Raw genomic sequence first — 26364 nt, 5'->3', positions numbered from 1 at the left:
GTCCGGCCCCGTTCCCGGGGGCCGGACCGATCCGGACGGGAGGCGCTACAACCCCGCGATCGGGTTCTTCAACATGCCGACGAGCTGCAACGCACCGGACGGGTCCGTCAGGTCGACCATCTGCTTGTTGTTGCGCAGCTGCAGCCTGTTCAGGCAGGACAGCGCGAACTCCTCGGTGAACATGTCGTACTGCTTGAACTTCTCCGCGAGCTGCGGCACCGACTCCTGGTAGCCGGACACGCACGCGGCGACCGTCCGCCAGAACGTCTCCTCGTCGATGATCCCCTCGGTGGCGAGCCCGGCGGCGAGGAAGCGGAAGTAGCAGTCGAAGACGTCGGTGAGGACCGACAGCAGTTTCATGTCGTCGGGGACCTCGGCGCGGATCCGCTCGACCTGGGGCGGGAGCACCGCTTCCGGGTCCATGACCGCGATCTCCTCGGCGATGTCCTTGAAGATCGTGCGCGTGACGACACCGTCCTCGACGACCAGGATGACGTTCTCGCCGTGCGGCATGTACACCAGGTCGTACGCGTAGAAGCTGTGCAGGACCGGCACCAGGTAGGCGTCCAGGTAGCGCCGCAGCCACTGTGCGGGGGCCAGCCCCGACTCGGCGATCAGCGCGCCCGCGACCGAGTTGCCCTCGTGGTCGGTGTGGACCAGCGACGCCATGGTCGCGACCCGCTCGCCCGGCGCCAGCCCCGCCACCGGGCTCTCCCGCCAGAGCGCGGCGAGCATTTTCAGGTACGGGGAGCCCTTGGCGGTGGCCGCCTCGTACGTCCGGTGGTGGTAGCCGATCGCCGCCCGCTCACGGATGATCGAGAACCGGGCCGCACGCAGCACGTCGTCCCGCTCGATCAGCCCGGCCAGCCAGTCGTTGATCGCGGGCGTCGCCTCCATGTACGCGGCCGAGAGTCCGCGCATGAAGCCCATGTTGAGGACGGAGAGAGCCGTTTTGACGTAGTGCTTCTCCGGGTGGTCCGTGTTGAAGAAGGTACGGATCGACTGCTGGGCGAGGTAGCTGTCGTCGCCCTCGCCGAGGCAGACCAGATGGCGCCGGGCGAGCTCCCCGGCGAAGGTGACGGACATCTTGTTCCACCACTGCCAGGGATGGACCGGGATCAGCAGGTACTCGTCGAGGTCGAGCCCCAGTGCCGTCATGGCGGCGGCGAACCGGGTCCGGGTCTCCTCGCTCAGCTCGCCCTCGATCAGCGCGGCGTAGTCGAGCCCGGCGCCCGCGGTGAACGTGGCCCGGTCGCGGCGGGCGGCGAGCCAGACCAGCCGGATCGCGCTCGCGGCCTCGGGGGCGTAGGCCCGGTACTCGTCGACGCTGAAACCGAGCCGTCCGTTGTTGGCGACGAAGCAGGGGTGACCCTCGGTCATGCCCGTCTCGATCGCCTGGAAACCGGCGGCGACGAGCCCGGCGGAGGTCACCGGCTCCTTGGTCAGTTTGTAGGCGGTCCCGGCCAGCGTGGAGGAGATCTCCTCCAGGTAGACCGGCAGGATCTCCGCCGAGAGCCCCAGGGCCTCGCGCAGCTCGACGAAGAACTCCATCGCGTTCAGCGGGAGTTCGGAGCCGTGCCGGTGGCGGGTCACGGAGGCCGCGTCCACCTGCCAGTGGTCGAGGGAGAAGCGGCGGGCGGCGAAGCGGTACTCGGTCGCCGCGTCGTCGCTGCGTACCGCGTACAGGTCGTCGCCGAGCGGCTCCGGGGCGAGCAGCCGCTCATGGGCGAACTCGGCGAGCGCCTTGCGGATCAGCAGCCGGTCGGCGGTGGCCCAGCGTTCCGGGGTCAGGTGCGCGACGGCACCGGTGGTCGTGGTCATCGGGCGGCTCCTTCGCGCGCGGCCTCGAACTGTTCCCGGGTGCATGCGCTGAGCAGGGCGGTCTTCTCCGGCTTGGCGATCTCCCGGAGGACCTCGAAGCCGACGGCCTTGTTGAGGGCGTGCACGGCGCCGTTGCGGACGTCCGGCTCGACGACCACGCGGCGTACCGACGGGTCGGCGAAGAGCGTCTCCATGACGGCGGTGATCACGGCGAGGGTGAAACCGTGCACCGGGGTGTCGGTCGGGGCGACCAGGAAGTGCATGCCGATGTCGCCCGGCTCGGCCTCGTACAACCCCTTGAGCTCGACCTCCGCGGGGTCGTACCGCTCCATCAGGAAGGCGGGCTCCCCGTTGTGCAGTCCTATGAAGGCGTCGTGGTGCGGGTGGGCGGCGATGCCCATGTACTCCCGCTCGACGTCGTGGAGTGCGGCGTCGCCCATCAGCCAGAAGGAGGCCTTGGGGTGGGTCACCCAGCCGTGCACCAGCTCGGCGTCGCCGAGCGGGTCGAGGGAGCGGACGGTGAACGTCCCGGGGGCGGTGCTCATACGGCGAACTCCTGGAAGGCGATGGACTTCTCGACCGGGTAGTACTCACGGCCGAGCATCTCGCCGATGATGTACGCGTTGCGGTAGGGGCCCATGCCCAGGTCGGGCGAGGTGATCGAGTGGGTGTGCGTGCCCGCGTTCTGCAGGAAGACGCCCCGCCCGGTGGTGTCGATCGAGTAGTTGCGGGCCACGTCGAAGCGGCCGTGGCTGTCGTGGCGCAGCCGCCCGGTGATCGGCTCCAGGAAGGCCGGCGGGGTGTAGCGGTAGCCGGTGGCGAGGACCAGTCCTTCGGTGGTGAGGGTGTAGTCCTTGCCCTGCTCCTCCTGGCGCAGCCCGAGGGTGTACGTGCCGCTCTCCTCCTCGTAGCTCGCGCTGTGGAGTGCCGAGTTGGTGAGGAGCCGGGTGGGGACCGGGCCGGGCAGGTTCTTCTGGTAGAGCAGATCGAAGATCGAGTCGATCAGCTCCGAGTCGATCCCCTTGAAGAGCCCCTTCTGGCCGGATTCCAGCCCGTAGCGGGTCTGCTCGGGCAGCGCGTGGAAGTAGTCGATGTACTCCGGTGAGGTCATCTCGAGCGTCAGCTTGGTGTACTCCAGCGGGAAGAAGCGCGGCGAGCGCGTCACCCAGTTCAGCCGGTAGCCGTGCACATCGATCTCGGAGAGCAGGTCGTAGTAGATCTCCGCCGCGCTCTGCCCGCTGCCGACGAGGGTGATGGACTCCTTCGTCTGCAGGGCCGCCTTGCCGTCCAGGTAGCGGGAGTTGTGCAGGAGGTCGCCGCCCAGGCCGTGACAGGCCTCCGGAATGTACGCGGGGGTTCCCGTGCCGAGCACCAGATGCCGGGCGCGGAAGACGCCTCCGGCGGCGGTGGTCGCGGTGTAGAGGGCGGTGCCCTCGTCGTACGTGACCGACTCGACGGTCTCGTTGAAGCGGATGCTGCTCAGTTTGGCGGCGGCCCAGCGGCAGTAGTCGTTGTACTCGGTCCGCAGCGGGTAGAAGTTCTCCCGGATGTAGAAGGAGTACAGCCGGCCGCGCTCCTTCAGGTAGTTGAGGAAGGAGTACGGCGAGGTGGGGTCGGCCATCGTCACCAGGTCCGACATGAACGGTGTCTGGAGATGGGCGCCTTCGAGGAACATCCCGGAGTGCCACTCGAAGTCCGGCTGGGACTCCAGGAACACACCGCTCAGTTCGTCGATGGGTTCGGTCAGGCAGGCGAGGCCGAGATTGAACGGGCCGAGGCCGATCCCGATGAAGTCGTGGAGGTCAGGAAGCGCGGTCAAGGGAGTCTCCCAGGTACTGCTCGGCGTGGCCGGCGATCAGGTCGAGGACCGCGGCGATGTCCTGCGCGGTCGTTTCGGGGTTGAGCAGGGTGAATTTCAGGTACTGGCGGCCGCCGACCTTGGTTCCGGCGACGACTGCCTCACCCGAGGCGAAGAGCGCCTTGCGGGCGTAGAGGTTGGCCCGGTCGATCTCGGTGGGCGAGGTGGCTCCGGCCGGGACGCAGCGGAAGACCAGGGTGGACAGCTGCGGTTCGACGACCACGTCGAAGCGCGGGTCGGCGGTGAGCAGCTGCCAGCCCTCCGCGGCCAGGTCGCAGACTTCGTCGAAGAGCTCGCCGACGCCGTCCGCGCCCATCACGCGCAGGGTCATCCACAGTTTCAGGGCGTCGAATCTGCGGGTGGTCTGCAGGGACTTGTCGACCTGGTTGGGGATGCGCTCCTCGGCCATCCGCTGCGGGTTGAGGTACTCCGCGTGATACGTGGCGTGGCGCAGCGTGGCCCGGTCGCGGACCAGTACGGCGGAGGAACTCACCGGCTGGAAGAAGGACTTGTGGTAGTCCACGGTGACCGAGTCGGCGTGCTCGATGCCGTCCAGGAGGTGGCGGCGTTCGCGGGAGGCCAGCAGCCCGCAGCCGTACGCGGCGTCGACGTGCAGCCAGGTGGAGAACTGCTGGCAGAGCGCGGCGATCTCGGGCAGCGGGTCGATGGAGCCGAAGTCGGTGGTGCCCGCGGTGGCGACGACCGCCATCGGGACGGCGCCCTCGGCGACGCACTGCTCCAGCGCGCGGGCGAGGGCCATGGTCTGCATGCGCTTGTTCCGGTCGACGGGGACCGAGACGACGGAGTCCGGTCCGAGGCCGAGTAGTTTCGCCGACTTCTGGACGCTGAAGTGGCTGCACTCGGAGGTGAAGATCCGCAGCCGGGTGAACTGTTCGGGGCGGGACTTGGCCTCTTCACGGGCGAGCAGCAGGGCCTGCAGGTTGGACTGTGTACCGCCGCTGGTGAAGATGCCGTCCGCGGCCGGGCCGAGGCCGATCCGGGCGGCGGTCCAGTCGACCAGCCGGCGCTCGATCAGGGTGCCGCCCGCGCTCTGGTCCCAGGTGTCCAGGGAGGAGTTGACGGCCGAGAGGACGGCTTCGCCGAGGACCGCGGGGATGACCACGGGGCAGTTGAGGTGGCCCAGGTAGCGGGGGTGGTGGAAGTAGACGGCGTCACGGAGATAGACGCGGTCGAGCTCGTCGAGGGCGGCCGACGCGTCGCCCAGCGGCCGGTCGAGATCGATCGCGTCGACGACCGGAGCGAGCTCGTCGACGGAGATCCCGGTGAACGGCCGGTCGGTGGCGGCGAGTTTGGCTGCGACCCGTTCGACTCCTGCGGTCACGGAGCGCCGGTAGTGCTCCGCAGTCGTGTCGTTGAGCAGGTGCGAACGCATGAAGGGGTCCTCCCGGATGCGGGGAAACATCATCGGCACCCTCAGGACAGAGAAGAGGGGGCGAGGGCGCGATGCCGAAGTTAGGTTAGCCTAACCTAACTTTGACGGCTTCGTTCCCTCGCCCCCTCTGGGCACGGAGGTTGTCTGATTTAGGCGTCTTCGGTGGCCGCTTCCGCGCGCAGCTGCTCCTCGTTCAGCCCCCGACGCCAGTACCCGACGAACGTCACGCGCCGGCGGTCGAACTGACGGTCCTGCACAAGATGGCGGCGCAGCGCCCGCACATTCGACGACTCGCCCGCGATCCAGACGTACGGGGTCCCCTCGGGCAGCTCGGCGGCGCGGACGGCCTCCACGGCGGACGGTGCGCCCTCGTCCCGGACGAGCCAGCTGATCCGGGCGCGGGCCGCGGTGTTGAGCGCCTGGCGGTCCTCGGTGTGCTGGACCTCCAGCCAGACCCGGGCCCGCATGCCGGCCGGCAGCCACTCCAGAGCGGCTGACGCGGCGGGCAGGGACGTCTCGTCGGCCCAGAGCAGTACCCAGTCGGTGTCCTGCGGCGGCCGGAAACGGACGGCCGTGTTGTCCTCGACGGCCGGACCGAGCGCCTTCAGCAGATCGCCCGGGGCGGCAGCGGCGGCCCAGCGGCAGGCCGGCCCGCCGTCCTCGTGCAGTGCGAAGTCGATGTCGATCTCGGTCGAACCGTCGGGGCCGCGGCGCTGGGCACGCACCGTGTACGAGCGCAGGACCGCCCGTACGTCGTCCGGCAGTGCGCGCCACGCGGCGAACCACTCACCGTCCTGATCGACCGGAACCACTGGTTCCGTCTGGCCGGGGTGCGGCAGGAAGAGCGAGAGGCTCTGGTCGCGGCCCCCGGCGGCGAAGCCGTCGAGGCCCGCACCGCCGAAGGTGATCCGGAGCATCGAGGGTCCCAGCCGCCTGGTCCGGGTGACCGTCAGGCCGAAGAACCGGAAGGGGGCGACGGGGGGAGCGGCGGTCGTCATGCGGGGGCTCCTTCCAGAACCGGGACGCGGGGGAAACGGGACCGGCCCGGCCGGGAGGAACCCGGCCGGGCCGGAACCGGTGCCGATGGGGGAGGTCAGGCGGGTCAGGCGACCTTCTTCGCGTCCTCGATCGCCTTCGCGAGGTCCTCGAGGATCGGTGCGCACTTGTCGTACGAGTAGATCGGCTCGGTGGTACGCGGGATGACCTGGCCGGCCTTGACGGCGGGCAGCTGCGCCCAGGTCGGCTTGGACGTCAGGGCGTCGGGCTGCAGGGCCGAGGAGCGGTTGTCCATCATGATGATGTCCGCGTCGTACTTGTCGACGTTCTCCCAGCTCAGCTCCTCGAAGAAGCCGGCCTTGTTGACCTTCGGCTCGATGAACTTCACGCCCAGTTCCTGGAAGTACAGGGTGTCCGCGGACATCTTGGCTAGCGAGACGTAGAAGAGGTCCTGGCTGGCCGAGCCGACCATGACCTTGATGTTCGGCTTGGACTTGGCGGCGGCGCGCAGCCGGGCCGCGGCCTTCTCGAAGCGGGCCTTGGCGTCGGTCACCTTGGCGGCCTTGACGTCGGCGCCGAGGGAGGCGGCGAGGTCCTCGTGGCGCTGGATCGCCTTCGGGATGGTGGTCTCGGCCGCCCACAGGGCGACGCTCGGGGCCAGCTTCAGGATCTTGTCCTTGGACTGGTCCGGCACGTACCAGAGGGCGTCCTTCTCCCACATGGCCGTGACGAGCAGCTCCGGGCCGAGCGCCGCGTACTTCTCGACGTTGAACTCGCCCCAGACGTTGCCGAGGATCTCGACCTTGGTGATGTCGAGGTCGCCGGCCTGCACATCGGGCTTGCCGTCCTTGGTCTTCGTCGGGCCGAAGACGCCCTTGACCTCGATGCCGTAGTCGTGGAGGGCGGCGGCGACACCGGTGAAGGCGACGATGTTCTTCGGGACCGACTTGGCCTTCACGGTCAGGCCGCGGTCGTCCTTGAACGTCCACGGGCCGGACTTCGCGGAACTCGAGCCCGAGCCGGAGCCTTTCGAGTCGCCGTCGCCGCAGGCCGCGAGCACGGCGCCGAGGCCGACGGCGCCGCCGGCGGCCAGCAGGCCGCGACGGGAGAGGGAGGTGGTCCGGACCTTGGGCATGGGTGTGTCTGCTTTCGTACGCGCCGGTCGGCGCCCGCTGACGAGTTCGAAGGTAGGTTAGCCTAACCTCACCCCTTGTCCACAGGGGGCCCTGCCGATCCGGAGCGGGAGGCCCCGAGGGGAGGCCCTCAGCTGACGAGTACTCCGCCACCCACGCTGCGGGCCCGCCGGGCTGCCGCGGCGATGTTGGCAAGCCGCTCGGCGACATAGCCCGCACGGAAGCCGCAGCGGACGTCGAGTTCCGCAGTGTGCCCACGCAGCAGCTCGCACTCGGCGAGGAACTCCTCGATGTCCTCCGGCTCGACGTACAGGTCGTAGGTGGCCAGCTCCGGCAGGAACCGGGCCCCGAGCGCCCGGACCGCCTCGGACCCCCACAGCTCGGTCCGGCAGATCTCGACGCCCGCCATCTCGCTGCCGTCCCAGGCGTCGTCGAGAAGGCGCAGCGTGCCGTCCTCCTCCCGCACGAACGTCTGCACCAGGAGCGTCATCCGACGAAGTCCCCCCGGCACGCGTCGAGTCCGTCGATCCGCACATCGACGGTGCGGTGCTCCTCCCAGCGGTCGCGGTCGAGCCGCAGGCGTTGCAGGGTGACGGGAGCGCCACGCAGGGCGGCCACCTCCAGCCCGTCCGGCAGATAGCCGAGCCGGCGCGAGACGCCGATCGAGCGCGGGTTGTCCGTCATCGCCGACGAGGTCGCGCTCCGGGCGCCGAGCCCGGCGAACGCCAGATGCAGCACGGCGGCCCGCATCTCGGTGCCGATGCCCTGTCCCTGATGCGCCAGGCCCAGCCACGAGCCGGTGTTGACCTCGCCGGTGACCGCGAAGTCGCGCGCCATCACGTCCTGCCGCCCGACCACCTTGCCCTCGTGCAGCACGGCGAGGCTCAGCACCCAGTTCCGTACCGACCAGTCGGCGACGGTGGACAGCACGTGCTGGTACACGGCCCGGCCCCGGGCGGCGGGCGTGCCGTCGGTCCACGGCACGGTGAACGGCATGCTGTCGGGCGCGTGCACCCCGTCGGCGGCGACCGTCGCGAGATCGTCGAGCAACTCAAGGTCGGGGAGTCGGAGTTCCAGGCGGGGTGTGCGGATGCGAAGCCCGTACAAGGGCCAGTGCCGGGGGTCCATGAACAGACTCTGCCCGGACGGGTGGTCCACCGTCGAATCAATATCGGGGCCGCCCCGCCCGCCACGGGCGGGCTCCGGGGGCAGGCCCCGGAGCCCGGCCCCGGCCCGGAACCGTCAGGCCGGCAGCCCCAGCTCCCGCGCGATCAGCATCCGCTGCACCTCGCTCGTCCCCTCGCCGATCTCCAGGATCTTGGAGTCGCGCCACATCCGCGCCACCGGGTACTCGTTCATGAAGCCGTATCCGCCGTGGATCTGCGTCGCGTCGCGGGCGTTGTCCACCGCGACCGTCGAGGAGTACAGCTTGGCGAGCGCCGCCTCCTTCTTGAACGGCTCACCGTGCACGAGCCTGGACGCCGCGTCCCGCCAGCCGACCCGTGCCATGTGCGCCCGCATCTCCATGTCCGCGATCTTGAACTGGATGGCCTGGTTGGCGCCGATCGGCCGGCCGAAGGCGTGCCGCTCCCCGGCGTACTTCACCGACTCGTCCACGCAGCCCTGCGCCAGGCCGGTCGCCAGGGCCGAGATCGCGATCCGGCCCTCGTCCAGGATCCGCAGGAACTGTGCGTACCCGCGGCCCTCCTCGCCGAGCAGGTTCGCCACGGGCACCCGGACGTCGGCGAAGGACAGCTCACGGGTGTCCGAGGCGTTCCAGCCGACCTTGGAGTACGGGGCGGCGACCGTGAATCCGGGGGTCCCCGACGGCACGATGATCGACGAGATCAGCGGGGCCCCGTTCTCCTTGCGGCCGGTGACCGCCGTGACCGTGACCAGCTCCGTGATGTCGGTACCGGAGTTGGTGATGAAGCACTTGGAGCCGTTGATCACCCACTCGTCCCCGTCGCGCACGGCGGTCGTCCGGGTGCCGCCCGCGTCCGACCCCCCGTCCGGCTCGGTCAGGCCGAACGCGCCGAGCGCCTCGCCCGAGCAGAGTTTCGGCAGCCACTGCCGCTTCTGCTCCTCGGTGCCGAAGAGGTGGAGCGGCATCGCGCCGAGCGAGACCCCGGCCTCCAGGGTGATCGCCACGGACGAGTCGACGCGGGCCAGCTCCTCCAGGGCGATCCCGAGGGCGAGATAGTCGCCGCCCATGCCGCCGTACTCCTCCGGGAACGGCAGCCCGAACAGGCCCATCCGGCCCATCTCCCGCACGATCTCGTACGGGAACTCGTGGCGCTCGTAGAAGTCGCCGATCTTCGGAGCGACCACGTCGTGCGCGAACTCCTCGACGGTGCGACGCAGTTCCTCGTGTTCGGCGCTCAGCCGGTGATCCAGGGACATGGCGGGGGTCACTCCTTGTGGGAGAGGGCGCGGACGGTACGGGACGGGCTCGGGCGGCCCAGTTGTTCGGCGAGCCACACGCTGGTGGCGGTGAGCGCGTCGAGGTCGACCCCGGTTTCGATGCCGAGGCCGTGGAGCATCCACACGAGGTCTTCGGTGGCGAGGTTCCCGGTGGCGCTCTTCGCGTAGGGGCAGCCGCCGAGGCCGCCCGCGGAGGCGTCCACGGTGGTGACACCGTGCTGGAGCGCGGCGAGGGTGTTGGCTAGCGCCTGGCCGTACGTGTCGTGGAAGTGCACCCCGATGGTGTCGGTGCGCACGCCCTCCTCGTTCAGCTGGGAGAGCAGATCCTGCACATGGCCGGGGGTGGCGACGCCGATGGTGTCGCCCAGGGACAGCTCGTCGCAGCCGAGGTCCATCAGCGCCTTGGCGACCCTTACGACCTGGTGGACGGGGACGGCCCCCTCCCACGGGTCGCCGAAGCACATCGACAGATAGCCGCGGACGTGCACCTTGCCGGCTTTGGCGCGGGCGACGACCGGCTCGAACATGGCGAGCGACTCGTCGACCGTGCGGTTGAGGTTGCGGGCGGCGAACGACTCGGTCGCCGAACCGAAGACGGCGATCCGGCGGGCACCGAGCGCGAGCGCCCGGTCGAGACCGCGCTCGTTCGGCACGAGTACCGGGAGCGCGACCCCGTCGATGTCCGCGAGCCGGGGGAACAGATCCTCGGCGTCGGCGAGTTGGGGCACCCACTTCGGGTGGACGAAGCTGGTCGCCTCGACGGTGGTCAGGCCGGCGGCGGCGAGCCGGTGGACGAACTCCGCCTTCACCTCCGTCGGTACGACGGCCTTCTCGTTCTGCAGTCCGTCGCGGGCACCGACCTCGTGGATGCGCACCCGGGCGGGCATCCCCTGCGCGGGGACGGTCATGGGCAGCTCGCCGTCGGTCATGCCTTCTCCTCGTCCGGGACCACCACGGCCAGTACCTGGTCCATGGCGACGGTGGCGCCGGCCGTCACATCGAGCTCGGTGACGGTCCCGGCATGCGGGGCGGAGATGACGTGCTCCATCTTCATCGCCTCCACGACCAGCAGACTCTGTCCGGCGACGACCTCGTCCCCGACGGCCACCTTCACCACGGTGACCGTGCCCGGCATCGGCGCGGCGAGCGTGTCGGCGCCGGCGCGCAGGGCGCCGCTGAGGGACGCCTCCACCGGGTCGTGGTCCTGCACGTGCCAGGTGTCGCCGTCGCGGCCCAGCCACGCCCCGCCCGGCGAGGCCGCGTGGCTGAACGTATGCGTGACACCCGCGAGTTCGAGGGTGAGGCGGTGCGCGGTCAGCTCGACGACCCTGGCCGTCTCCGTGCCGCCGGGCAGCGGGGCGAGCGGGCCGCAGGCGCCCGTCTCGGGGGCCGGCGGCAGCGCGCCCTCCCCGACGTGGCCGAACGTCAGCTCGACGCCTGCCGCGCAGGAGCGTACGGAGACCTGCACCGGGTCGTGGCCCGGCAGCCGGAAGTGGCGGACCGTGCGGGCGGGGGTGCCCCCCAGCCGCCAGCCGTCGGCCACCGAGAACGGGTCGGTCCAGCCGGAGGGCTCCGGCCGGGAGATGTCCCCGGGGGAGGCGCCACGCAGCAGCGCCGCCGCCGCGTACACCTCCTCCGGTACCCCGTCGGGCAGCAGCCCGTCCGCCGCGCGTTCCACCAGGCCGGTGTCGAGCTCGCCCGCCACCACGGCCGGATGGGCGAGCAGCCGGCGCAGGAACCCGGCGTTCGTCGGCACGCCCAGGATCACCAGTTCCGACAGGGCCGCGCGCAGCCGCCGCACCGCCGTGGCCCGGTCCGGACCGTGGGCGATGACCTTCGAGAGCATCGGGTCGTACAGACTGCCGACCTCGGCGCCCGCGCTGAGCCCCGAGTCGGTCCGTACGCCTCGGCCGTCCGGCTCGCTCAGGGAGAGGACCGTGCCGCCGGACGGCAGGAAGCCGCGGGCCGGGTCCTCGGCGCAGATCCGGGCCTCGATCGCATGCCCGGTGAACGTGATGTCCGCCTGCTTGTGGGGGAGCTGCTCGCCGCCGGCGATCCGCAACTGCCACTCCACCAGGTCCAGTCCGGTGATCAGCTCGGTCACCGGGTGCTCGACCTGGAGGCGTGTGTTCATCTCCATGAAGTAGTACGAGGCCGGGTCGCTGCCCGGGACGATGAACTCCACCGTGCCCGCACCGACGTACCCGCAGGAGCGGGCCGCCTGGACGGCGGCTTCGCCCATCGCCGCCCGGGTCTCCTCGTCGAGCAGGACCGACGGCGCCTCCTCGATGATCTTCTGGTGACGGCGCTGGAGCGAGCACTCGCGCTCGCCGAGGTGCACCACGTTTCCGTGCCCGTCGGCCAGGACCTGGATCTCGATGTGGCGCGGACGGTCGATCCACCGCTCCACCAGCAGGGTGTCGTCCCCGAACGAGCCGCGGGCCTCGCGCCGGGCGGCGGCGATCTCCTCGGCGAGCAGTGCCTCGTCACGCACCAGCCGCATGCCCTTGCCGCCGCCGCCCGCCGACGGCTTCAGCAATACCGGCATCCCGATCGCGTGCGCCGCTTCGGCCAGTCGAGCGTCGTCGAGTCCGCTCCCGGACGACCCGGGGACGACCGGGACGCCGGCCGCGGCCACCGTCTCCTTGGCCCGGATCTTGTCGCCCATCAGCGAGATCGCCGATGCCGGCGGCCCGATGAAGACCAGACCCGCGTCCGCGCAGGCCTGCGCGAACCCGGCGTTCTCGGCGAGGAACCCGTACCCCGGGTGCACGGCCTGCGCGCCGGTGCGGCGGGCCGCCTCCAGCAGCGCGGGCACGCTCAGATAGCTGGCGGAGGCGGCCGCCGGACCGATCCGTACCGCCGTGTCCGCCTCACGTACGTGCCGGGCCTCGGCGTCCGCGTCGCTGAAGACGGCGACGGACCGCACACCCAGCTCGCGCAGGGTCCGGATCACCCGGACCGCGATCTCGCCGCGGTTGGCGACCAGAACGGTGTCGAACATCGTCATCTGTTCCCTCACATCCGGAAGACGCCGAAGCCGGGCTCACCCAGCGGGGCGTTGGCACACGCGGTCAGGGCGAGCCCCAGCACCTGCCGGGTCTCCAGCGGGTCGATCACCCCGTCGTCCCAGAGCCGGGCGGTGGCGTAGTACGCGTTGCCCTGCGTCTCGTACTGTTCGCGGATCGGCGCCTTGAAGGTTTCCTCGTCGGCCGCGCTCCAGTCGTCGCCCAGCTGGTCGCGCTTGACCGTCGCGAGGACGGACGCGGCCTGCTCGCCGCCCATGACGGAGATCTTGGCGTTGGGCCACATCCACAGGAAGCGCGGCGAGTAGGCCCGCCCGCACATCGAGTAGTTCCCGGCTCCGTAGGACCCGCCGACCACGACGGTCAGCTTCGGGACCCGGGTGCAGGCGACGGCGGTGACCATCTTGGCGCCGTGCTTGGCGATGCCGCCCGCCTCGTAGTCGCGCCCGACCATGAACCCGGAGATGTTCTGCAGGAAGACCAGCGGGATGCCGCGCTGGTCGCACAGCTCGATGAAGTGTGCGCCCTTCTGGGCGGACTCGGAGAACAGGATGCCGTTGTTGGCGACGATGCCGACCGGATGCCCGTGGATCCGGGCGAAACCGGTGACCAGCGTCGTCCCGTACTCCGCCTTGAATTCGGCGAACCGCGACCCGTCGACGACCCGCGCGATCACCTCCCGCACGTCGTAAGGGGTCCGTGAATCGACCGGCACCGCCCCGTACAGCCCGGCGGGATCGACCTTCGGCTCCTCCACGGCCTCCACGGACCAGGGCAGCGGCCCTCGCGCGGGCAGTGTCGACACGATGTTCCGGACGATCCGCAGCGCGTGCGCGTCGTCCTCCGCCAGGTGGTCGGTGACGCCCGAGATCCGGGAGTGGACCTCGCCGCCGCCCAGCTCCTCCGCCGTGACCACCTCGCCGGTCGCGGCCTTCACCAGCGGCGGACCGCCGAGGAAGATCGTCCCCTGGTTCCGTACGATCACGGCCTCGTCGCTCATCGCGGGGACGTACGCCCCACCGGCCGTGCAGGACCCCAGCACGGCCGCGACCTGCGGAATCCCGGCTCCCGACATCCGCGCCTGGTTGTAGAAGATCCGCCCGAAGTGCTCACGGTCCGGGAACACCTCGTCCTGCATCGGCAGGAACGCGCCGCCGGAGTCCACCAGGTACAGGCACGGCAGCCGGTTCTCCAGTGCCACCTCCTGCGCCCGCAGGTGCTTCTTCACCGTCATCGGGTAGTACGTGCCGCCCTTGACCGTCGCGTCATTGGCGACGATCACGCACTCACGCCCACTGACCCGTCCGATCCCGGCGATCACGCCGGCCGCCGGGGCCGCACCCCCGTACAGCCCCTCGGCTGCCAGAGGTGCAAGCTCCAGGAAGGGCGACCCGGGGTCGAGCAGCGCGTCCACCCGGTCCCGGGGCAGCAGCTTGCCGCGCGCGACATGGCGGGCACGGGCCTTCTCACCCCCGCCCAGCCGGGCCGCGGCCAGCCGCGCGCGCAGCTCGTCGCCGAGCGCGCGGTGCGCCTCCTCGTTGGCCGGCCAGCCCTGAGACGCGGGATCCGCCGCACTCGCCAGCACCGGTGCCTGCTGCATCCGTCGAGCCCCCTTGCCCGGTCGGCCGGTCCGGCCGACTCGGTTAATGAGCGTTAACACATTTCCCTCAGGTTAACGCTCGCTAACGCCACTGTCTAGAATCGAATCCATGACCACCAGGACAGACGCCCCGACGCGCCGCGAGCAGATCCTCAAAGAGGCTGCCCGCCTCTTCGCCGAGCGTGGATTCCACGGTGTGGGCGTGGACGAGATAGGCGCCGCCGTGGGGATCAGCGGCCCCGGCCTCTACCGCCACTTCCCGGGCAAGGACGCGATGCTCGCCGAACTGCTGGTCGGTATCAGCGAGCGCCTCCTGGCCGGCGGGCAGCTGCGTGTCGCGGAGGACACGGCCGGCGGCGACGGCTCCCCGGGAGCCCTGCTGGACGCGCTCATCGAGGGCCACATCGACTTCGCCCTGGACGACCGCCCCCTGATCACCCTCCACGACCGCGAGCTGGACCGCCTCCGGGACGCCGACCGCAAGCGGGTGCGCCAGCTCCAGCGCCAGTACGTGGAACTCTGGGTCGAGGTCGTCCGAGCCCTCTACCCCCTCCTCCCCGAGAACGAGGCCCGCGCCACCGTCCACGCGGTCTTCGGCCTGCTGAACTCGACCCCGCACCTGGGCCGCCCCGGTGCCCTCCCGGGCCGCACGGCAACGGCGGCGCTGCTGCACCGGCTGGCGCGGGGGGCGTTCGCGGCGGCGGTGTCCTAGCGTTTGCGGCGGCCGCGTCCTGGCGAGGCAGGTTCGGTCGGCATGCCGGGCAGGCCGACCGGCATGCCGCCGGGCGTGCGGTCGGATCACGAGGGCGGGGAGAACACGCTCCGTTCCGTCACATCGGTCAGAACGCGCGCCGCGGCGCAGTAGTCGCTGTCGTCGTGCAGAACGACCAAGCCGTGGTGCGCGGCCGTGGCGCAAACCAGCCAGTCGACGGTGGACAGGCTCCGGTGCAGTCCGCGCTGGGCGAGGTGGTACTGGGCGGCTTCGATCCAGCGCCAGACACTCCATATACATGCGGGATGGTCACGCGCAGTGCTCCAGGTGCTCGTCGAGTTCTGATTCGCTCGCCTTTCGGCAGCCGCGGCACTTGCCGGGCTCCGGTGCCCGGAAGGCGCGGTCGCACCCGTCGCAGTTCTGCAGCTGATCCGGGCACCGTACGGCTTCCCGGGCCGGGGCGGCAGGGAGCGGGGGCGGCAGGAGGACGGTGAGGCGGTGGGCGAGGAGACCCACCGGGTGTTTCAGAGGTTCGGGGAGGTCGGCGACGAGGGTGCGGCGTACGGCGTCGGGGTGGGCGTCGCGTTCGAGCCAGGCGGCGACGGCGGGGGCCAGCTGTCGGGTGCCGTCCTCGGAGAGCAGCAGTCGGGGATCATGGCGGCGCAGGCTGGCGAGAAGGTCGACGGCGACGCGGTGGCGGGCGAGATCGGCGGTCTGCGGCTCGGGCAGCGGCGGGGGCGGGGTGGCTCCCGGCGGCGCGGCTCGCTGCGCCGGGACGACCACCGGGGCTGGTGTCGAGGCAGGCTGGGCAGCCGGCGCAGGCAGTATCGTCTCGCGCTCCTGCTGCTGCCGGTCGGTCCTGGGCTCGGGCTTCGGCGGGCAGGCGGGACCGGTCCGAGCTGCTGCTCCCGCACCCGGCTGGTTGTACGACACGGTCCGCGTGACGACCCGGCCGCCGGACGTACGCTCCCGCGAACGGGACAGGTATCCGTGGCTCTCCAGCTCGCGCAGGGCGGCTGCGATCCGGGTCTCGCTCTCCGGGAATCGGTCGGCGAGGAACTTGATGCCGATCTTGGCCCCGGCGGGCAGCGACTGGATGTGCACGGCCAGACCGATCGCGAGCAGCGACATCTCGCGGTGCTGGGCGAGGTGGTTGCCGATGACCGTGTAGCGGCTGGTGTGCCGGGTGTTGACGTGGATGACACCAGATGGGGTGGCAGGACGGGGATCGCCTGCCGTGGCGCGCGAGGGCGCGGTAATCTGCTGGGTATCCATCGGGAAGCCCTAACTTCCTCGGTGGTCAGGCCCTCGATCGGGATTCGCAGTCCCGGCCGGGGGCCGACGCATGTCTGGGGTTTGTCGCGGCGAGCATATGCCTGCCAACCGGACCGAAATCCAGCCCAGTTGGAAAACCTCACCCTTGTGGGTGATGGGGGGCAGGTGGGGTCGGGGAGGGTAATTCCCCAAGGGATCAAAAGCTTTTGATGTCGCGACGCACCGCGTCGCGACCGGTCAGGTCGTGACCGACCGGGTCGCGGGCCACCGGGTCGCGACAGCCGCGATCCGGTGTGCCCCTTCCGCCCAAGGGCGCTGCACGGAAGGGCGCCGCTGCGGCACGGTGGCCTCCCCCGGCTCCTGCAGGGCGATCAGGCCCGTCCAAGGGGCGGTGGCAGCCTCCCCGTGTCCGCCGTGCAAGACGACCGGCACACTGCGCACCCCTGACGGCACAATGGGTTCATGCCGATACCCAGCCGTGCCGCCCTCGTCGAACACCTTGTCCGTACGCGCATCGCCGGAGACGTCGCCACCCCGCGCGACAACAACCTCTCCCACTACCGTCACCTCGCCAACGGCGACCGCCACTACTGGCTGGGACTGGAACTCGGCACCCGGTGGGCCGATGAGCAGGACGTGCTCGCGGTGATGGCCGAGCGGTGCGGGGTCAGCGACGATCCGGAGCACCGGCACGGGCAGGACACCATCGACCCCGAGCTGACCGTCGACGCGCTGGAGCGGATGGCGGCCCGGCTGCGCAAGGCGGCGGAGGGATCGGAGCGGGTGCTGTTCGCGACCGGGCACCCGGGTGGGCTGCTGGACGTGCACCGGCAGACCGCGGACGCGCTGCGCAGGGCCGGATGCGAGATCGTACGGATTCCGTCCGGGCTGATGGCGGACGAGGGGATGGTCTTCCAGTTCGCCGACGTGGCCGTGATGGAGCGCGGGGCGACACTGTGGCACACGCACTCGCCGGCGCCGATGGCCGCGATCCTGGACGGCCTGGAACGGGAGGGGCGGCCGCTGCCGGATCTGGTCGTCGCCGACCACGGGTGGGCGGGTTGCGCCGGGCAGCGCGGAGTCGACTCGGTCGGGTACGCGGACTGCAACGACCCGGCACTCTTCGTCGGGGAGGCCGAGGGCACCCTCCAGGTCGTCGTGCCGCTTGACGACCATGTGCTGGACCCGCGGTTCTACGACCCGATGACGGAGTACCTGCTGGACGCCGCGGGGCTGGTCTGACGTCGGCGGTCCGCCGGACCCATGCACTCGATGCCCGGCCTCAGCCGCCGGGCGGGCCCGATCCGTCCCGTCGCTCCTGCTCCTGCTCCCGCTCCAGCCCCAGCCCCGGCGTCGGGTCGAGATACACCCGGCGGATCGCCGGGTACCGCTCCTGGAGCTGCTCCTCCGCCTCCTCGCACGCCCACTCGATCTGCCCCGCGGTCGACGCGTCACGGAAGTCGACCTTCGCGGCGATCAGGATCTCCGTCGGTCCCTGAATGAGGGTGGTGAGCTCCAGGACGTCGATGATGTGCGGGACCGACAGCAGTTCCTCGCGGATCCCGGCCCGCATCTCCTTCGGCACCGGGCGGCCGATCAACAGCTGGGCGTTGGAGCGGCCAAGCACCCAGGCCACGTACACCAGCAGCGCGCCGATCAGGATCGACGCGATGCCGTCCCAGACGCCTGAGCCGGAGAGCTGACCGCCGAGGAGGCCGCCCGCGGCGAGGAGCAGGCCGGCCAGGGCCGCGGAGTCCTCCATCACGACGGCCTTGACCGCGGTGTCGGCGGTGCGGCGCAGATAGTGGGTGGTCGGTGCGCCCAGCCGGGCGGCTTCGCCGCGGACCTGGCGCAGGCCCGTCCGCAGGGAGAAACCCTCCAGCACGAAGGCGATGCCCAGCACGATGTACGAGATGAGCGGGTCGCCGAGCTCCTCGCCCTGGACCAGGGTGTGGACGCCGTCGTAGATGGCGAACACCGCGCCGCCGACGAAGGTGGCGACCGAGGCGAGCATCGCCCAGATGTACCGCTCGGGGCCGTACCCCAGCGGATGTTCCTCGTCGGCGGGCTTCTCGCTGCGCTTGAGCGCGGTGAGCAGCAGGACCTCGGTGACGGTGTCGGCGACCGAGTGCGCCGCCTCGGACAGCATCGCGCTCGATCCGCTGATCAGCCCCGCGACCGCCTTCGCCAGGGCGATACCGAGATTGGCGGCCGCCGCGACGACGACAGTGAACGTGGACTCCCCACCGGTCGCGCTGCTGCTGGTGCTGTTCTCGGCGCTCATGGTGGGGAGTATGTCCGCAAGGGCGGACTTCAGTCCCTCGGGACCCGGACCACGCCCTCCTGGATGACGGTGATCGCCAGCCGGCCGTCCTGTGTGTAGATCCGGGCCTGACCCAGCCCGCGCCCGCCGGACGCCGACGGCGACTCCTGGTCGTACAGCAGCCATTCGTCCGCCCGGAACGGCCGGTGGAACCACATCGCGTGGTCCAGGCTCGCGCCCACCACGTCGCCGACCGCCCAGCCGCCCCGCCCGTGGGCGAGGAGCACCGAGTCGAGCAGCGTCATGTCGGAGACGTACGTCGCCATGCAGACGTGCAGCAGCGGGTCGTCCGCGAGTTTGCCGTTGGTGCGGAACCACACCTGGGAGCGCGGCTCGCGGGACTCGCCGACGCTGGCGAACGGCGGAACGTCGACGTACCGCAGGTCCACCGCGGCCCGTGCCTCCAGCAGCCGGTCCATGACACCCGGGTCGGTGAACACGTCCGCGTACCGCGGCAGCATCTGCGCCGCCGTCGGCAGTGTCTCCGGATCGGGGGCCGGCGGCATGTCCGCCTGGTGCTCCATACCCACCTCGTACGTCTGGAACGACGCCGAGAGGTGGAAGATCGGCTGCCCGTGCTGGACGGCCACCACCCTGCGGGTGGTGAACGACCTGCCGTCGCGGATCCGGTCGACGCTGTAGACGATCGGTGCGCCCGGGTCGCCCATCCGCAGGAAGTAGGAGTGCAGGGAGTGGGCCGTACGGTCCGCGGGGACGGTGCGGCCCGCGGCGACGAGTGCCTGGGCCGCGACCTGACCGCCGAAGACCCGGGGCACGACCGCCGAACGGCTCGTGCCCCGGAAGATGTCCCGCTCGATCTGCTCCAGGTCGAGCAGATCGAGCAGGGATTCAAGTGCTGCGCTCATGGAGAGAAACGTAACCGCTCTACAGGCCCATGGACTTGGCGATGATCGACTTCATGACCTCGCTGGTGCCGCCGTAGATGCGGTTGACCCGGTTGTCCGCGTACAGGCGGGCGATCGGGTACTCGTTCATGAAGCCGTAGCCACCGTGCAGCTGGAGGCAGCGGTCGATCACGCGGTGCGCGACCTCGGTGCAGAACAGCTTCGCGGAGGCGGCCTCGGCGGCGGTCAGCTCACCGGCGTCGAGGGCCTCCAGCGCGCGGTCGGCGACGGCCTGGGCCGCGTCCACCTCGGCCTGGCACGCGGCCAGCTCGAACTTGGTGTTCTGGAAGGAGGCGACGGTCTTGCCGAAGACCGTGCGGTCCTGCACGTAGCTCTTGGCGAACCGGACGGCGGCGGCGGCCTGCGCGTACGCGCCGAAGGCTATGCCCCAGCGCTCGGAGGCCAGGTTGGTGCCGAGGTAGCCGAAGCCCTTGTTCTCCTCGCCGAGCAGGTCCTCGACCGGGACCTTGACGTCGACGAACGCCAGCTCGGCGGTGTCGGAGGTCTTCAGGCCGAGCTTGTCGAGCTTGCGGCCGATCGAGTAGCCCGCGGACTTGGTGTCGACGGCGAAGAGCGAGATGCCGAAGCGGCGGTCGTCCTCGCGGGGAGCGGACGTACGGGCGCAGACGATCACGCGGTCGGCGTGCACACCACCGGTGATGAAGGTCTTGGCGCCGTTGAGGACGTAGTGCGTGCCGTCCTGCGAGATCTTGGCGGTGGTCTTCATGCCCGCGACGTCGGAGCCGGTGCCCGGCTCGGTCATCGCGAGGGCCCACATCTCCTCGCCGGTGGTGAACTTCGGCAGCCAGCGCTTCTTCTGCTCGTCGGTGGCGAGCATCTTGACGTACGGCAGGCCGAGCAGGGTGTGCACACCCGAGCCGCCGAAGGAGACACCGGCACGGGCGGTCTCCTCGTATATGACGGCCTCGTACTTGTGCGAGTCGATGCCTGCGCCGCCGTACTCCTCGTCCACCTCGATGCCGAAGACGCCCAGCTCACCGAGCTTGTGGTAGAACTCGCGCGGCACCAGACCGGCGGCGAACCACTCGTCGTAGACGGGGACGACCTCGGCTGCGATGAAGGCGCGGATGGTCTCCCGGAACGCCTCGTGGTCCTCGTTGAATACCGTACGGCGCACGGGGTGCCTCCTTGGTCGGCTGTCGTCTTCCGCTCACCGAGCATGCCTAAGCGCTTGCTCAGTCGCCCTCGAAGTTACCCGGCAGTCACGGGCGCTGTCCAGGGTGACGCTGAGCACGCCCGGGGGCCCGTCCTGTGGCGCGTTCTCCTCAGGGGCGATGGTCGGACACGTGCCCTGCGGTCGACGCGGAACCTCTCGCCGTGTGCTCGCCCGCGCGTCGTTCCGCAGGGTGCAGGCGCGCCCACCCGCCCGAGTGGCGGTCATACCTGAGGCACCGGAAGGCGTGAGGGCGGAGAGGATTGGCCCGGACAGAGGCATGGCCCGGCACGGTGGCCGGGCCATGCGTGCGTCACGCGGCGGGAGATCGCGCGACGCGGAGGGGGAAGCTCAACGCTTGAAGGCGTCCTTCGCCTTCTCCTTGGCCTCGCGGGCGTCGCCCTTGACCTGGTCGCCCCTGCCCTCAGCGGTGAGACGTTCATTGCCCACGGCCCGGCCGGCGGCTTCCTTGATCTTTCCCTTGGCCTGCTCGGTCTTCGCCTGGGTCTTCTCGTCGGCAGCCATGTCACTCACACCTTGCTGTAGCCGTTGTTCGGACAACATCCGCCTGACCGCTTTCGATTCGTTCAAACTCCTCGATATCCGAATCCTTTTCGGGGGCGGCGAATTATTTCTTCGCACGGTGACGTGGGGGCAGGGGGCGCAACAGGATGCCCGTAAAGCGGCGGAAGAATCAAGTGGGAACGAGTGCATGGGTGGGAGCGGGCGGGGCATCAGCGGCTCTGGAGGTTGATAACAATGGTTCCCCTGCTTCTCGTTCTTCTGCTCGCTCTGCTTCTGTTCGGTGCGGGATTCGCCCTCAAGGCGCTGTGGATCGTCGCGGCGATCGTCCTCGTCCTGTGGCTGGTGGGCTTCGTCGCCCGTCCGAAGGGCGGCAGTTCCCGCTGGTACCGCTGGTGACAGCGGACGCCGAATGCTCGAATACCCGCATTCTTGAATGCATGATTCGCGAGCGCTGCGACGCACGAAACCTGTCTGTTTCTCCAATGCGAGGGAGCTGAATTCATGACTGACAGCCTGTGGGGCTACCAGCCGACCGCCGGCCATGCCACGGGCACCGACCTGATCGGCTTCAAGGTCGAGGCGACCGACGGCAGTATCGGCAAGGTCGACAAGCACTCCGACGAAGTCACCTCCTCCTATCTGGTGGTGGACACCGGGGTGTGGATATTCGGCAAGCACGTCATGCTTCCGGCAGGCACCGTCAGCCGCGTCGATGTGGGCGACGAGAAGGTGTACGTCGACCTCACCAAGGAGCAGATCAAGGGCGCCCCGGAGTTCGACAAGGACGCCCATCCGGGCAACGCCGAGTTCCACCGGAGCACCGGCGAGTACTACGGACGCCACCGCCGCGTCTGAGGTGCGGCAGCACACCGGCACCGGGCCGGGCGGGACGAAGGACCTCTTCGTCCCGCCCGGCCCGGTGTCATCGGGCGAAGCAGTACTCGCTCTGGGCGTGGCCCCAGACGTAGGCGGAGACGGCGAGCCGTTTCCGGTCATCGGTGATGGCCCGGTTTCCGGGCCAGGCCGGGCTGCGTGCTCCCGCGGCGTGCGAGATGTTCGCTGAAGCGGGGTACGACCGCACTACCATTCGCGCCATCGCCACGGGATCGACGCCTTGGTCTGCGTCGGCCGGGACAGCGCCGACACCGAGTCCACTGGGCAGGAGGCACCTGCCCAGAAGGGGTGTCGGGAGTCTCCGCCGCCAGGGTCTGTCCCTGGAGCCTGCTACTTGAGTGCGTAGGCCCGGGTGATGGTCTGGACGGTGCGGCTGCCCGCGGAGTCCCAGGCCTCGGTCCTGAGGGTCACGAAGCCGTTGGTGTCGGCCAGCTTGGGGTGCCACAGCAGTGCCTGGAAGGAGTTGTCGTCCTTGCGCAGCATCGCAGCGGACTTCCAGGTGGCGCCGTCGTCGTAGGAGACGGAGACCTTGGCGCCGGCGATCGCGGTCGAGCCGGCCCAGCCCTTGGGGCGTCCCGCGTTCACGGTAAAGGTGTACGGCAGTCCCGCCCGTGCCTGGTTGAGCACGTTCAGCGGCAGGTCGTAGTCGAGCAGGATCACGGGCATGGACTCACAGACCTTGGGCGTGGGAATGAACGCCGTGTCGCAGTCCTTGATGGCCATGGTGGTCGGTGCCGCCTGGCTGAAATTCCACTCCGTGTGCATCTGGCGGCCCAGGGTGACGCCCGGGACGTCCTTGGCGAGCTTCTGGTCGAGGACGTACCGGTAGTCCGCCTTCTCCTGCGCCAGCTGGCCGAAGCCGGTGATCGGCTGCCCGTTGAGGTAGTAACTCCAGGTACCGGTCAGGCCCGACAGGGTGTGGGTGGGATCGCTGTCGGCACCGTTGCTGCCGGGCAGCTTCTGCCAGACGTCGGTGCGGCAGAACACACACGGCCCGAACTCGTACTGGGACAGGCGCATCGGCGCGTCGAACCAGCTCCGGGTGTAGGACTTGCCCGGGGTGAGGTAGGTGCCGCGAAGGCTGTCCATCCGCCAGGTCGAGGAGTTGAAGTCGGCCGACACGCTCGGCTGGTACGTCACCCCGGTGCCCGCGAGGAAGTAGTCGTCGCGGGTGGTGCCCTGGTAGAGGGGCTGGCCGACGGAGCCGGTGCTCACCTGTAGGGGACCCCAGATGTTCATGTTCTCGGCGCCAAGGCGTCGGGCGCCGTCGGAGTGGAACGTATCGGTGACCTTGGCGAAGTCCTTGACGTCGACGGTCTTGGCCAGGTCGGCGGGGATCCGGTCGTCGGTGAAGTGCGGGTTGTAGGTGTAGCCCGACTCCAGGACGCCCTTCAGGGCGATCCGGACCTTGTCCTTGGCCAGCAAGCCCTTGAGGGTCGCGGCGTCGTCGTAGGTGGCGTGGGCGACCGGGATGGTCTGGCCGGCGGGAACGCCGCTGCCGCTCGGGCCGGGGTCGGCAGGGGCCACGATCATCGCGACGGCTCCGGCAGCCGCGGCCCTGGCGGCCTGGTCGTCGGCCTTGGTGACGTCGGCCACGGAGACCAGGACGGTCTTGCCCTTGACGTCGGTGCCGGCGAAGTCCTGCTCTGTGCCGGCGCCCAGGTCGACCAGCTCGGTGTGCTTGGTGCCCTCGAAGCGCTTCGCGTTCACCGCGGACTTCAGTGGGATGGTCACGTGCCCGGGGCCCGTCACCTCCAGTTGGACGAGCGGTTCGCGCCGGGCCAGGGAGGTCTCCAGGCGCAGTGCGCCGGTGGTGGCGCCGGCACTGGGGATGGCGCCTTGCCTGGTGTCGGCGAGGTTGAGCAGGTTGCCGATGCCGGAGAAGTTGAGGTGGCCGTTCGGGGTGCCGTCGTCACGGACGACGAACGTGGTCACCTGGCCGTTCTCCAAGGGCCGGTTCTCACCCTTGATCTTCACGCTGAGGTCGGTGGCGGTGGTGCCGTCGACGGTGAGGGTCTGGTCCCGGTCACTCACCTCGATGTTGGGCACGTCGAACAGGTCGGCCGCGTAGGAGACCGTGCCCCCGGCGGGGTCCGCCGAGTAGAGCGAGCCTTCGATGGAGTAGTGGCCGAGCGGTACCGACAGGGTGGCGGTGCCGTTGCCGTACATGGTCTGGCTCTGCCAGAAGTCGTTGTCCATCCCGTGCAGGGTGAACCTGTACGCGCTGGGGGTGTTGCCGAAGCGGTCGGTGACCTTCAGCGTGACATCGTGCTGCTCGACGGAAGTGACGAAGCCGAGCGCGGCGTGCACCGACTCGCCGCTGTCGGAGGTGGCGGTGACCGACCCACCGTACTGACCGGTCTTCAGGCCGTTGTTGTCGAGAGTGACGGTGACCTCGGCGGTGCCGCCGGCCGGGACGGTGACCCGGCCGTCGGACAGGCCCGCTCCCGACAGCGACAGCGTGCCGGCCGGGACCGCGGTTCCGCTCGCGTCCTTGGCGGCGGCCGTCACGGTCACCACGGTGTCGGTCGCGGCGTTGTTGTGCAGCGTCAGGGTGCGGCTGCGGGTGGGGTAGGTGCCCTTCTGCCACGGTATGACGCGGAAGTCGGCGGTGCCGGACAGCTCCAGCGACGGGTCGAGGGCGGCAGGGATGTCGACCCGGCCGTAACCCTGCTGGTAGACGGTCTGGTCGGCAGCGGACTTGGCGTGCGCGGTCAGCGCGTCCTTGATGTGCTGCCCGGTCCAGTCGGGGTGGCGCTGCTTGAGGATCGCAGCGGAGCCGGCCACGTGCGGGGTGGCCATCGAGGTGCCGCTGAGCGTGGTGTAGTCGGTGCCGACCGGGGTGCCCAGGTTGGTGCCTGCGGCGCGGGCGGCGACGATGTCCACGCCCGGGGCGGTGATCTCCGGCTTCATCGCCATGTCACCGAGGCGCGGGCCGCGGCTGGAGAAGTCGGCGAGCGCGTCGGACTTGTCGACGGCGCCGACGGTGAGGGCCGCGTCGGCGGCGCCGGGGGTGCCCAGGGTGCTCTCACCGGGGCCGCTGTTACCGGCGGCGATGACGAACAGAGTGTTCGAGGAGGCACTGAGCGAGTTGACCGCGTTGGTCAGGACATCCTCGCCGGGGGCGTCGGGACCGCCGAGGCTCATGCTGACGACGTCGGCGCCCTGCTCGACCGCCCACTCCATGCCGGCCAGGATGCTGGAGTCCGCGCCCTGGCCCGAGTTGGACAGGACCTTGCCGATCAGCAGGTCGGCGCCGGGGGCGACGCCCTTGTACTTGCCGTCGGAGTTGGCGCCGCTGCCCGCGATGGTGGATGCGACGTGGGTGCCGTGGCCGTGACCGTCCTGGACCGTCTGGCCGTTGACGAAGCTCTGGCTCTGGACGATCTCGGACTTGATGTCGGCGTTGTTCAGGTCGGCACCGGTGTCCAGCACGGCGACCTTCACGCCCTTGCCGTCGTACCCCTTGGCCCATGCCTCCGGGGCGCCGATCTGCGGCACGCTCTTGTCCAGTGCGACCTTCGCCTTGCCGTCGTACCACAGCTTGCTCACCCCGGCGGTGCCTGGCGTGACCGCTGCCCCGGCGCTCCTGGTGAGCGAGCGGGCGGGCTTGACGGCCTGCCAGAAGCCCTTCGCGCTGCGCTTGTCGACATGCACCGCGGACAGCCCCAGCCGGGGCATGACCCGCTCGCTGCCGCTGCCCGGCAGGTCCTCGGTCTTCTGCTTCAGGGCAGCGGCGGTCGGCTTCCCCTGGAAATCGACGATGGCGGGGACCTCGTCGGTCTTCGCGTCGCCGTAGCCGTCCCTGATCATCCGGCTCACGTTGAACAGCTCGCCGTCCACCGTGCTGGAGGCGAGGGCGGCCATGGCGTCCTCGGGGTAGACGTACAGGTCGCCGTTCTGTCCGCTGGCGGTCTGGAACGTCTTGGACGTTCCCGCACCGGAGAGGATGTTCACCGACTGTCTACCGTCGGCCCCCGTGCTCAGTGCGACCTTGTCCCCGGTGACCAGGGTCACTGTCGACGTGGTGGCTTTCCCCGTCGCGGGCAGCACGTTCGCGGCGCTTGGTGGCGGTGCCGCCGCCACGGCACCAGGCAGGCTCGTCAGCGACAGGGCGAGGGCAAGTGCAGCCCCGCTGGCGGCAGTACGCCCTGTTCGGCCGGTGGAGATGTGCATCGAGATCCTTTCAAGGGCGGAGCCGGCGGGAATGCACACGGGTAGCACCGGCGCGGCTCCGTCGGAGCAACGCCCAGTGGAGGTCGGTCCATTGGGGTGGAAGTGAAACTCATCCGTCGCCGTGCAGGA

General features: G+C 70.1%; 23 protein-coding genes. 4 read left to right on the top strand and 19 right to left on the bottom strand.

What is annotated here, in order from left to right:
- Nucleotides 1–45: 45 nt before the first annotated feature.
- From ACFVXE_RS10565 to ACFVXE_RS10510, 12 genes are all read right to left on the bottom strand, one after another.
- Nucleotides 46–1821: an IucA/IucC family protein gene (locus tag ACFVXE_RS10565; protein ID WP_389670647.1), complete on the bottom strand. Its 1776-nt coding sequence runs from the start codon at nt 1819–1821 to the stop codon at nt 46–48.
- Nucleotides 1818–2366: a GNAT family N-acetyltransferase gene (locus tag ACFVXE_RS10560; RefSeq protein ID WP_389670646.1), complete on the bottom strand. Its 549-nt coding sequence runs from the start codon at nt 2364–2366 to the stop codon at nt 1818–1820. Before ACFVXE_RS10560 ends, ACFVXE_RS10565 begins: the two co-directional genes overlap by 4 nt.
- Entirely contained in the window at nt 2363–3640 is a 1278-nt protein-coding gene (locus tag ACFVXE_RS10555) for a lysine N(6)-hydroxylase/L-ornithine N(5)-oxygenase family protein (RefSeq protein ID WP_389670645.1), read from the bottom strand. Before ACFVXE_RS10555 ends, ACFVXE_RS10560 begins: the two co-directional genes overlap by 4 nt.
- Complete coding sequence (locus ACFVXE_RS10550) at nt 3624–5072, bottom strand: pyridoxal phosphate-dependent decarboxylase family protein (protein WP_389670644.1); 1449 nt, start codon at nt 5070–5072, stop codon at nt 3624–3626. Before ACFVXE_RS10550 ends, ACFVXE_RS10555 begins: the two co-directional genes overlap by 17 nt.
- Before the next feature lie 149 nt (nt 5073–5221).
- Nucleotides 5222–6070, bottom strand: a complete 849-nt coding sequence (locus tag ACFVXE_RS10545) for a siderophore-interacting protein (protein ID WP_389670643.1) — start codon at nt 6068–6070, stop codon at nt 5222–5224.
- Nucleotides 6071–6174: 104 nt separating this feature from the next.
- Complete coding sequence (locus ACFVXE_RS10540) at nt 6175–7203, bottom strand: ABC transporter substrate-binding protein (protein WP_389670642.1); 1029 nt, start codon at nt 7201–7203, stop codon at nt 6175–6177.
- A 128-nt stretch (nt 7204–7331) separates the two neighbouring features.
- Complete coding sequence (locus ACFVXE_RS10535) at nt 7332–7691, bottom strand: hypothetical protein (protein ID WP_389670641.1); 360 nt, start codon at nt 7689–7691, stop codon at nt 7332–7334.
- Nucleotides 7688–8329 (bottom strand): GNAT family N-acetyltransferase, encoded by a 642-nt coding sequence (locus tag ACFVXE_RS10530; RefSeq protein WP_389670640.1) that lies wholly within the window; start codon nt 8327–8329, stop codon nt 7688–7690. Before ACFVXE_RS10530 ends, ACFVXE_RS10535 begins: the two co-directional genes overlap by 4 nt.
- Before the next feature lie 114 nt (nt 8330–8443).
- Nucleotides 8444–9604 (bottom strand): acyl-CoA dehydrogenase family protein, encoded by a 1161-nt coding sequence (locus ACFVXE_RS10525; RefSeq protein ID WP_389670639.1) that lies wholly within the window; start codon nt 9602–9604, stop codon nt 8444–8446.
- Nucleotides 9605–9612: 8 nt separating this feature from the next.
- Entirely contained in the window at nt 9613–10554 is a 942-nt protein-coding gene (locus ACFVXE_RS10520) for a hydroxymethylglutaryl-CoA lyase (protein ID WP_389670638.1), read from the bottom strand.
- On the bottom strand, nt 10551–12629 hold the full coding sequence (locus tag ACFVXE_RS10515) for an acetyl-CoA carboxylase biotin carboxylase subunit (RefSeq protein WP_389670655.1): 2079 nt from the start codon (nt 12627–12629) through the stop codon (nt 10551–10553). Before ACFVXE_RS10515 ends, ACFVXE_RS10520 begins: the two co-directional genes overlap by 4 nt.
- 14 nt (nt 12630–12643) lie before the next feature.
- Nucleotides 12644–14251, bottom strand: a complete 1608-nt coding sequence (locus ACFVXE_RS10510) for a carboxyl transferase domain-containing protein (RefSeq protein WP_389670637.1) — start codon at nt 14249–14251, stop codon at nt 12644–12646.
- A 109-nt stretch (nt 14252–14360) separates the two neighbouring features.
- On the opposite strand from ACFVXE_RS10510, the gene ACFVXE_RS10505 reads away from it, so the two are divergent.
- Nucleotides 14361–14963, top strand: a complete 603-nt coding sequence (locus ACFVXE_RS10505; RefSeq protein WP_389670636.1) for a TetR/AcrR family transcriptional regulator — start codon at nt 14361–14363, stop codon at nt 14961–14963.
- Between the two features lie 309 nt (nt 14964–15272).
- On the opposite strand, the gene ACFVXE_RS10500 is transcribed toward ACFVXE_RS10505, so the two are convergent.
- Nucleotides 15273–16238 carry a helix-turn-helix domain-containing protein gene (locus ACFVXE_RS10500; protein WP_389670635.1) on the bottom strand — a complete coding sequence of 322 codons (966 nt, stop codon included), beginning with the start codon at nt 16236–16238 and terminating at the stop codon, nt 15273–15275.
- 462 nt (nt 16239–16700) lie between these two features.
- Here ACFVXE_RS10500 and ACFVXE_RS10495 point away from each other — a divergent pair, with 462 nt between their 5' ends.
- Nucleotides 16701–17480, top strand: coding sequence for a phosphatase (locus tag ACFVXE_RS10495; protein WP_389670634.1), 780 nt, complete (start codon nt 16701–16703; stop codon nt 17478–17480).
- A 40-nt stretch (nt 17481–17520) separates the two neighbouring features.
- Here the strand turns inward: ACFVXE_RS10495 and ACFVXE_RS10490 are convergent, their stop codons facing one another.
- The 4 genes from ACFVXE_RS10490 to ACFVXE_RS10475 form a co-directional block, all read right to left on the bottom strand.
- The gene (locus tag ACFVXE_RS10490) at nt 17521–18522 is read right to left on the bottom strand and encodes a cation diffusion facilitator family transporter (RefSeq protein ID WP_389670633.1); all 1002 of its coding nucleotides are present in this window, start codon (nt 18520–18522) and stop codon (nt 17521–17523) included.
- A 29-nt stretch (nt 18523–18551) separates the two neighbouring features.
- Nucleotides 18552–19427: an acyl-CoA thioesterase II gene (gene tesB / locus ACFVXE_RS10485; RefSeq protein ID WP_389670632.1), complete on the bottom strand. Its 876-nt coding sequence runs from the start codon at nt 19425–19427 to the stop codon at nt 18552–18554.
- A 19-nt stretch (nt 19428–19446) separates the two neighbouring features.
- Entirely contained in the window at nt 19447–20604 is a 1158-nt protein-coding gene (locus tag ACFVXE_RS10480) for an acyl-CoA dehydrogenase family protein (protein ID WP_389670631.1), read from the bottom strand.
- Between the two features lie 387 nt (nt 20605–20991).
- Nucleotides 20992–21165, bottom strand: a complete 174-nt coding sequence (locus ACFVXE_RS10475; RefSeq protein ID WP_389670630.1) for a CsbD family protein — start codon at nt 21163–21165, stop codon at nt 20992–20994.
- A gap of 234 nt (nt 21166–21399) precedes the next feature.
- Between ACFVXE_RS10475 and ACFVXE_RS10470 the strand changes: the two genes are divergently transcribed.
- Complete coding sequence (locus ACFVXE_RS10470; protein WP_389670629.1) at nt 21400–21561, top strand: hydrophobic protein; 162 nt, start codon at nt 21400–21402, stop codon at nt 21559–21561.
- Between the two features lie 105 nt (nt 21562–21666).
- Nucleotides 21667–22020, top strand: a complete 354-nt coding sequence (locus tag ACFVXE_RS10465; RefSeq protein WP_389670628.1) for a PRC-barrel domain-containing protein — start codon at nt 21667–21669, stop codon at nt 22018–22020.
- A gap of 67 nt (nt 22021–22087) precedes the next feature.
- Here the strand turns inward: ACFVXE_RS10465 and ACFVXE_RS10460 are convergent, their stop codons facing one another.
- Both ACFVXE_RS10460 and ACFVXE_RS10455 read right to left on the bottom strand, forming a co-directional pair.
- Entirely contained in the window at nt 22088–22261 is a 174-nt protein-coding gene (locus tag ACFVXE_RS10460) for a hypothetical protein (protein WP_389670627.1), read from the bottom strand.
- 128 nt (nt 22262–22389) lie between these two features.
- Nucleotides 22390–26235 (bottom strand): S8 family serine peptidase, encoded by a 3846-nt coding sequence (locus tag ACFVXE_RS10455; RefSeq protein WP_389670626.1) that lies wholly within the window; start codon nt 26233–26235, stop codon nt 22390–22392.
- Nucleotides 26236–26364 lie beyond the last annotated feature (129 nt).

Origin of the sequence: Streptomyces sp. NPDC058231 (assembly GCF_042882275.1) — a bacterium.
GTDB lineage: Bacteria > Actinomycetota > Actinomycetes > Streptomycetales > Streptomycetaceae > Streptomyces.
This window is presented reverse-complemented; position numbering and strand designations above follow the sequence as displayed.

Bases quoted from the DNA above. Each gene is read 5' to 3' on its own strand.
- ACFVXE_RS10475 (WP_389670630.1), bottom strand. From the start codon at position 21,165: ATGGCTGCCGACGAGAAGACCCAGGCGAAGACCGAGCAGGCCAAGGGA.
- tesB (WP_389670632.1), bottom strand. From the start codon at position 19,427: ATGAGCGCAGCACTTGAATCCCTGCTCGATCTGCTCGACCTGGAGCAG.
- ACFVXE_RS10550 (WP_389670644.1), bottom strand. From the start codon at position 5,072: ATGCGTTCGCACCTGCTCAACGACACGACTGCGGAGCACTACCGGCGC.
- ACFVXE_RS10530 (WP_389670640.1), bottom strand. From the start codon at position 8,329: ATGGACCCCCGGCACTGGCCCTTGTACGGGCTTCGCATCCGCACACCC.
- ACFVXE_RS10490 (WP_389670633.1), bottom strand. From the start codon at position 18,522: ATGAGCGCCGAGAACAGCACCAGCAGCAGCGCGACCGGTGGGGAGTCC.
- ACFVXE_RS10560 (WP_389670646.1), bottom strand. From the start codon at position 2,366: ATGAGCACCGCCCCCGGGACGTTCACCGTCCGCTCCCTCGACCCGCTC.
- ACFVXE_RS10510 (WP_389670637.1), bottom strand. From the start codon at position 14,251: ATGCAGCAGGCACCGGTGCTGGCGAGTGCGGCGGATCCCGCGTCTCAG.
- ACFVXE_RS10470 (WP_389670629.1), top strand. From the start codon at position 21,400: ATGGTTCCCCTGCTTCTCGTTCTTCTGCTCGCTCTGCTTCTGTTCGGT.
- ACFVXE_RS10495 (WP_389670634.1), top strand. From the start codon at position 16,701: ATGCCGATACCCAGCCGTGCCGCCCTCGTCGAACACCTTGTCCGTACG.
- ACFVXE_RS10455 (WP_389670626.1), bottom strand. From the start codon at position 26,235: ATGCACATCTCCACCGGCCGAACAGGGCGTACTGCCGCCAGCGGGGCT.
- ACFVXE_RS10520 (WP_389670638.1), bottom strand. From the start codon at position 10,554: ATGACCGACGGCGAGCTGCCCATGACCGTCCCCGCGCAGGGGATGCCC.
- ACFVXE_RS10525 (WP_389670639.1), bottom strand. From the start codon at position 9,604: ATGTCCCTGGATCACCGGCTGAGCGCCGAACACGAGGAACTGCGTCGC.
- ACFVXE_RS10515 (WP_389670655.1), bottom strand. From the start codon at position 12,629: ATGTTCGACACCGTTCTGGTCGCCAACCGCGGCGAGATCGCGGTCCGG.
- ACFVXE_RS10505 (WP_389670636.1), top strand. From the start codon at position 14,361: ATGACCACCAGGACAGACGCCCCGACGCGCCGCGAGCAGATCCTCAAA.
- ACFVXE_RS10535 (WP_389670641.1), bottom strand. From the start codon at position 7,691: ATGACGCTCCTGGTGCAGACGTTCGTGCGGGAGGAGGACGGCACGCTG.
- ACFVXE_RS10465 (WP_389670628.1), top strand. From the start codon at position 21,667: ATGACTGACAGCCTGTGGGGCTACCAGCCGACCGCCGGCCATGCCACG.
- ACFVXE_RS10460 (WP_389670627.1), bottom strand. From the start codon at position 22,261: ATGGCGCGAATGGTAGTGCGGTCGTACCCCGCTTCAGCGAACATCTCG.
- ACFVXE_RS10540 (WP_389670642.1), bottom strand. From the start codon at position 7,203: ATGCCCAAGGTCCGGACCACCTCCCTCTCCCGTCGCGGCCTGCTGGCC.
- ACFVXE_RS10565 (WP_389670647.1), bottom strand. From the start codon at position 1,821: ATGACCACGACCACCGGTGCCGTCGCGCACCTGACCCCGGAACGCTGG.
- ACFVXE_RS10500 (WP_389670635.1), bottom strand. From the start codon at position 16,238: ATGGATACCCAGCAGATTACCGCGCCCTCGCGCGCCACGGCAGGCGAT.
- ACFVXE_RS10545 (WP_389670643.1), bottom strand. From the start codon at position 6,070: ATGACGACCGCCGCTCCCCCCGTCGCCCCCTTCCGGTTCTTCGGCCTG.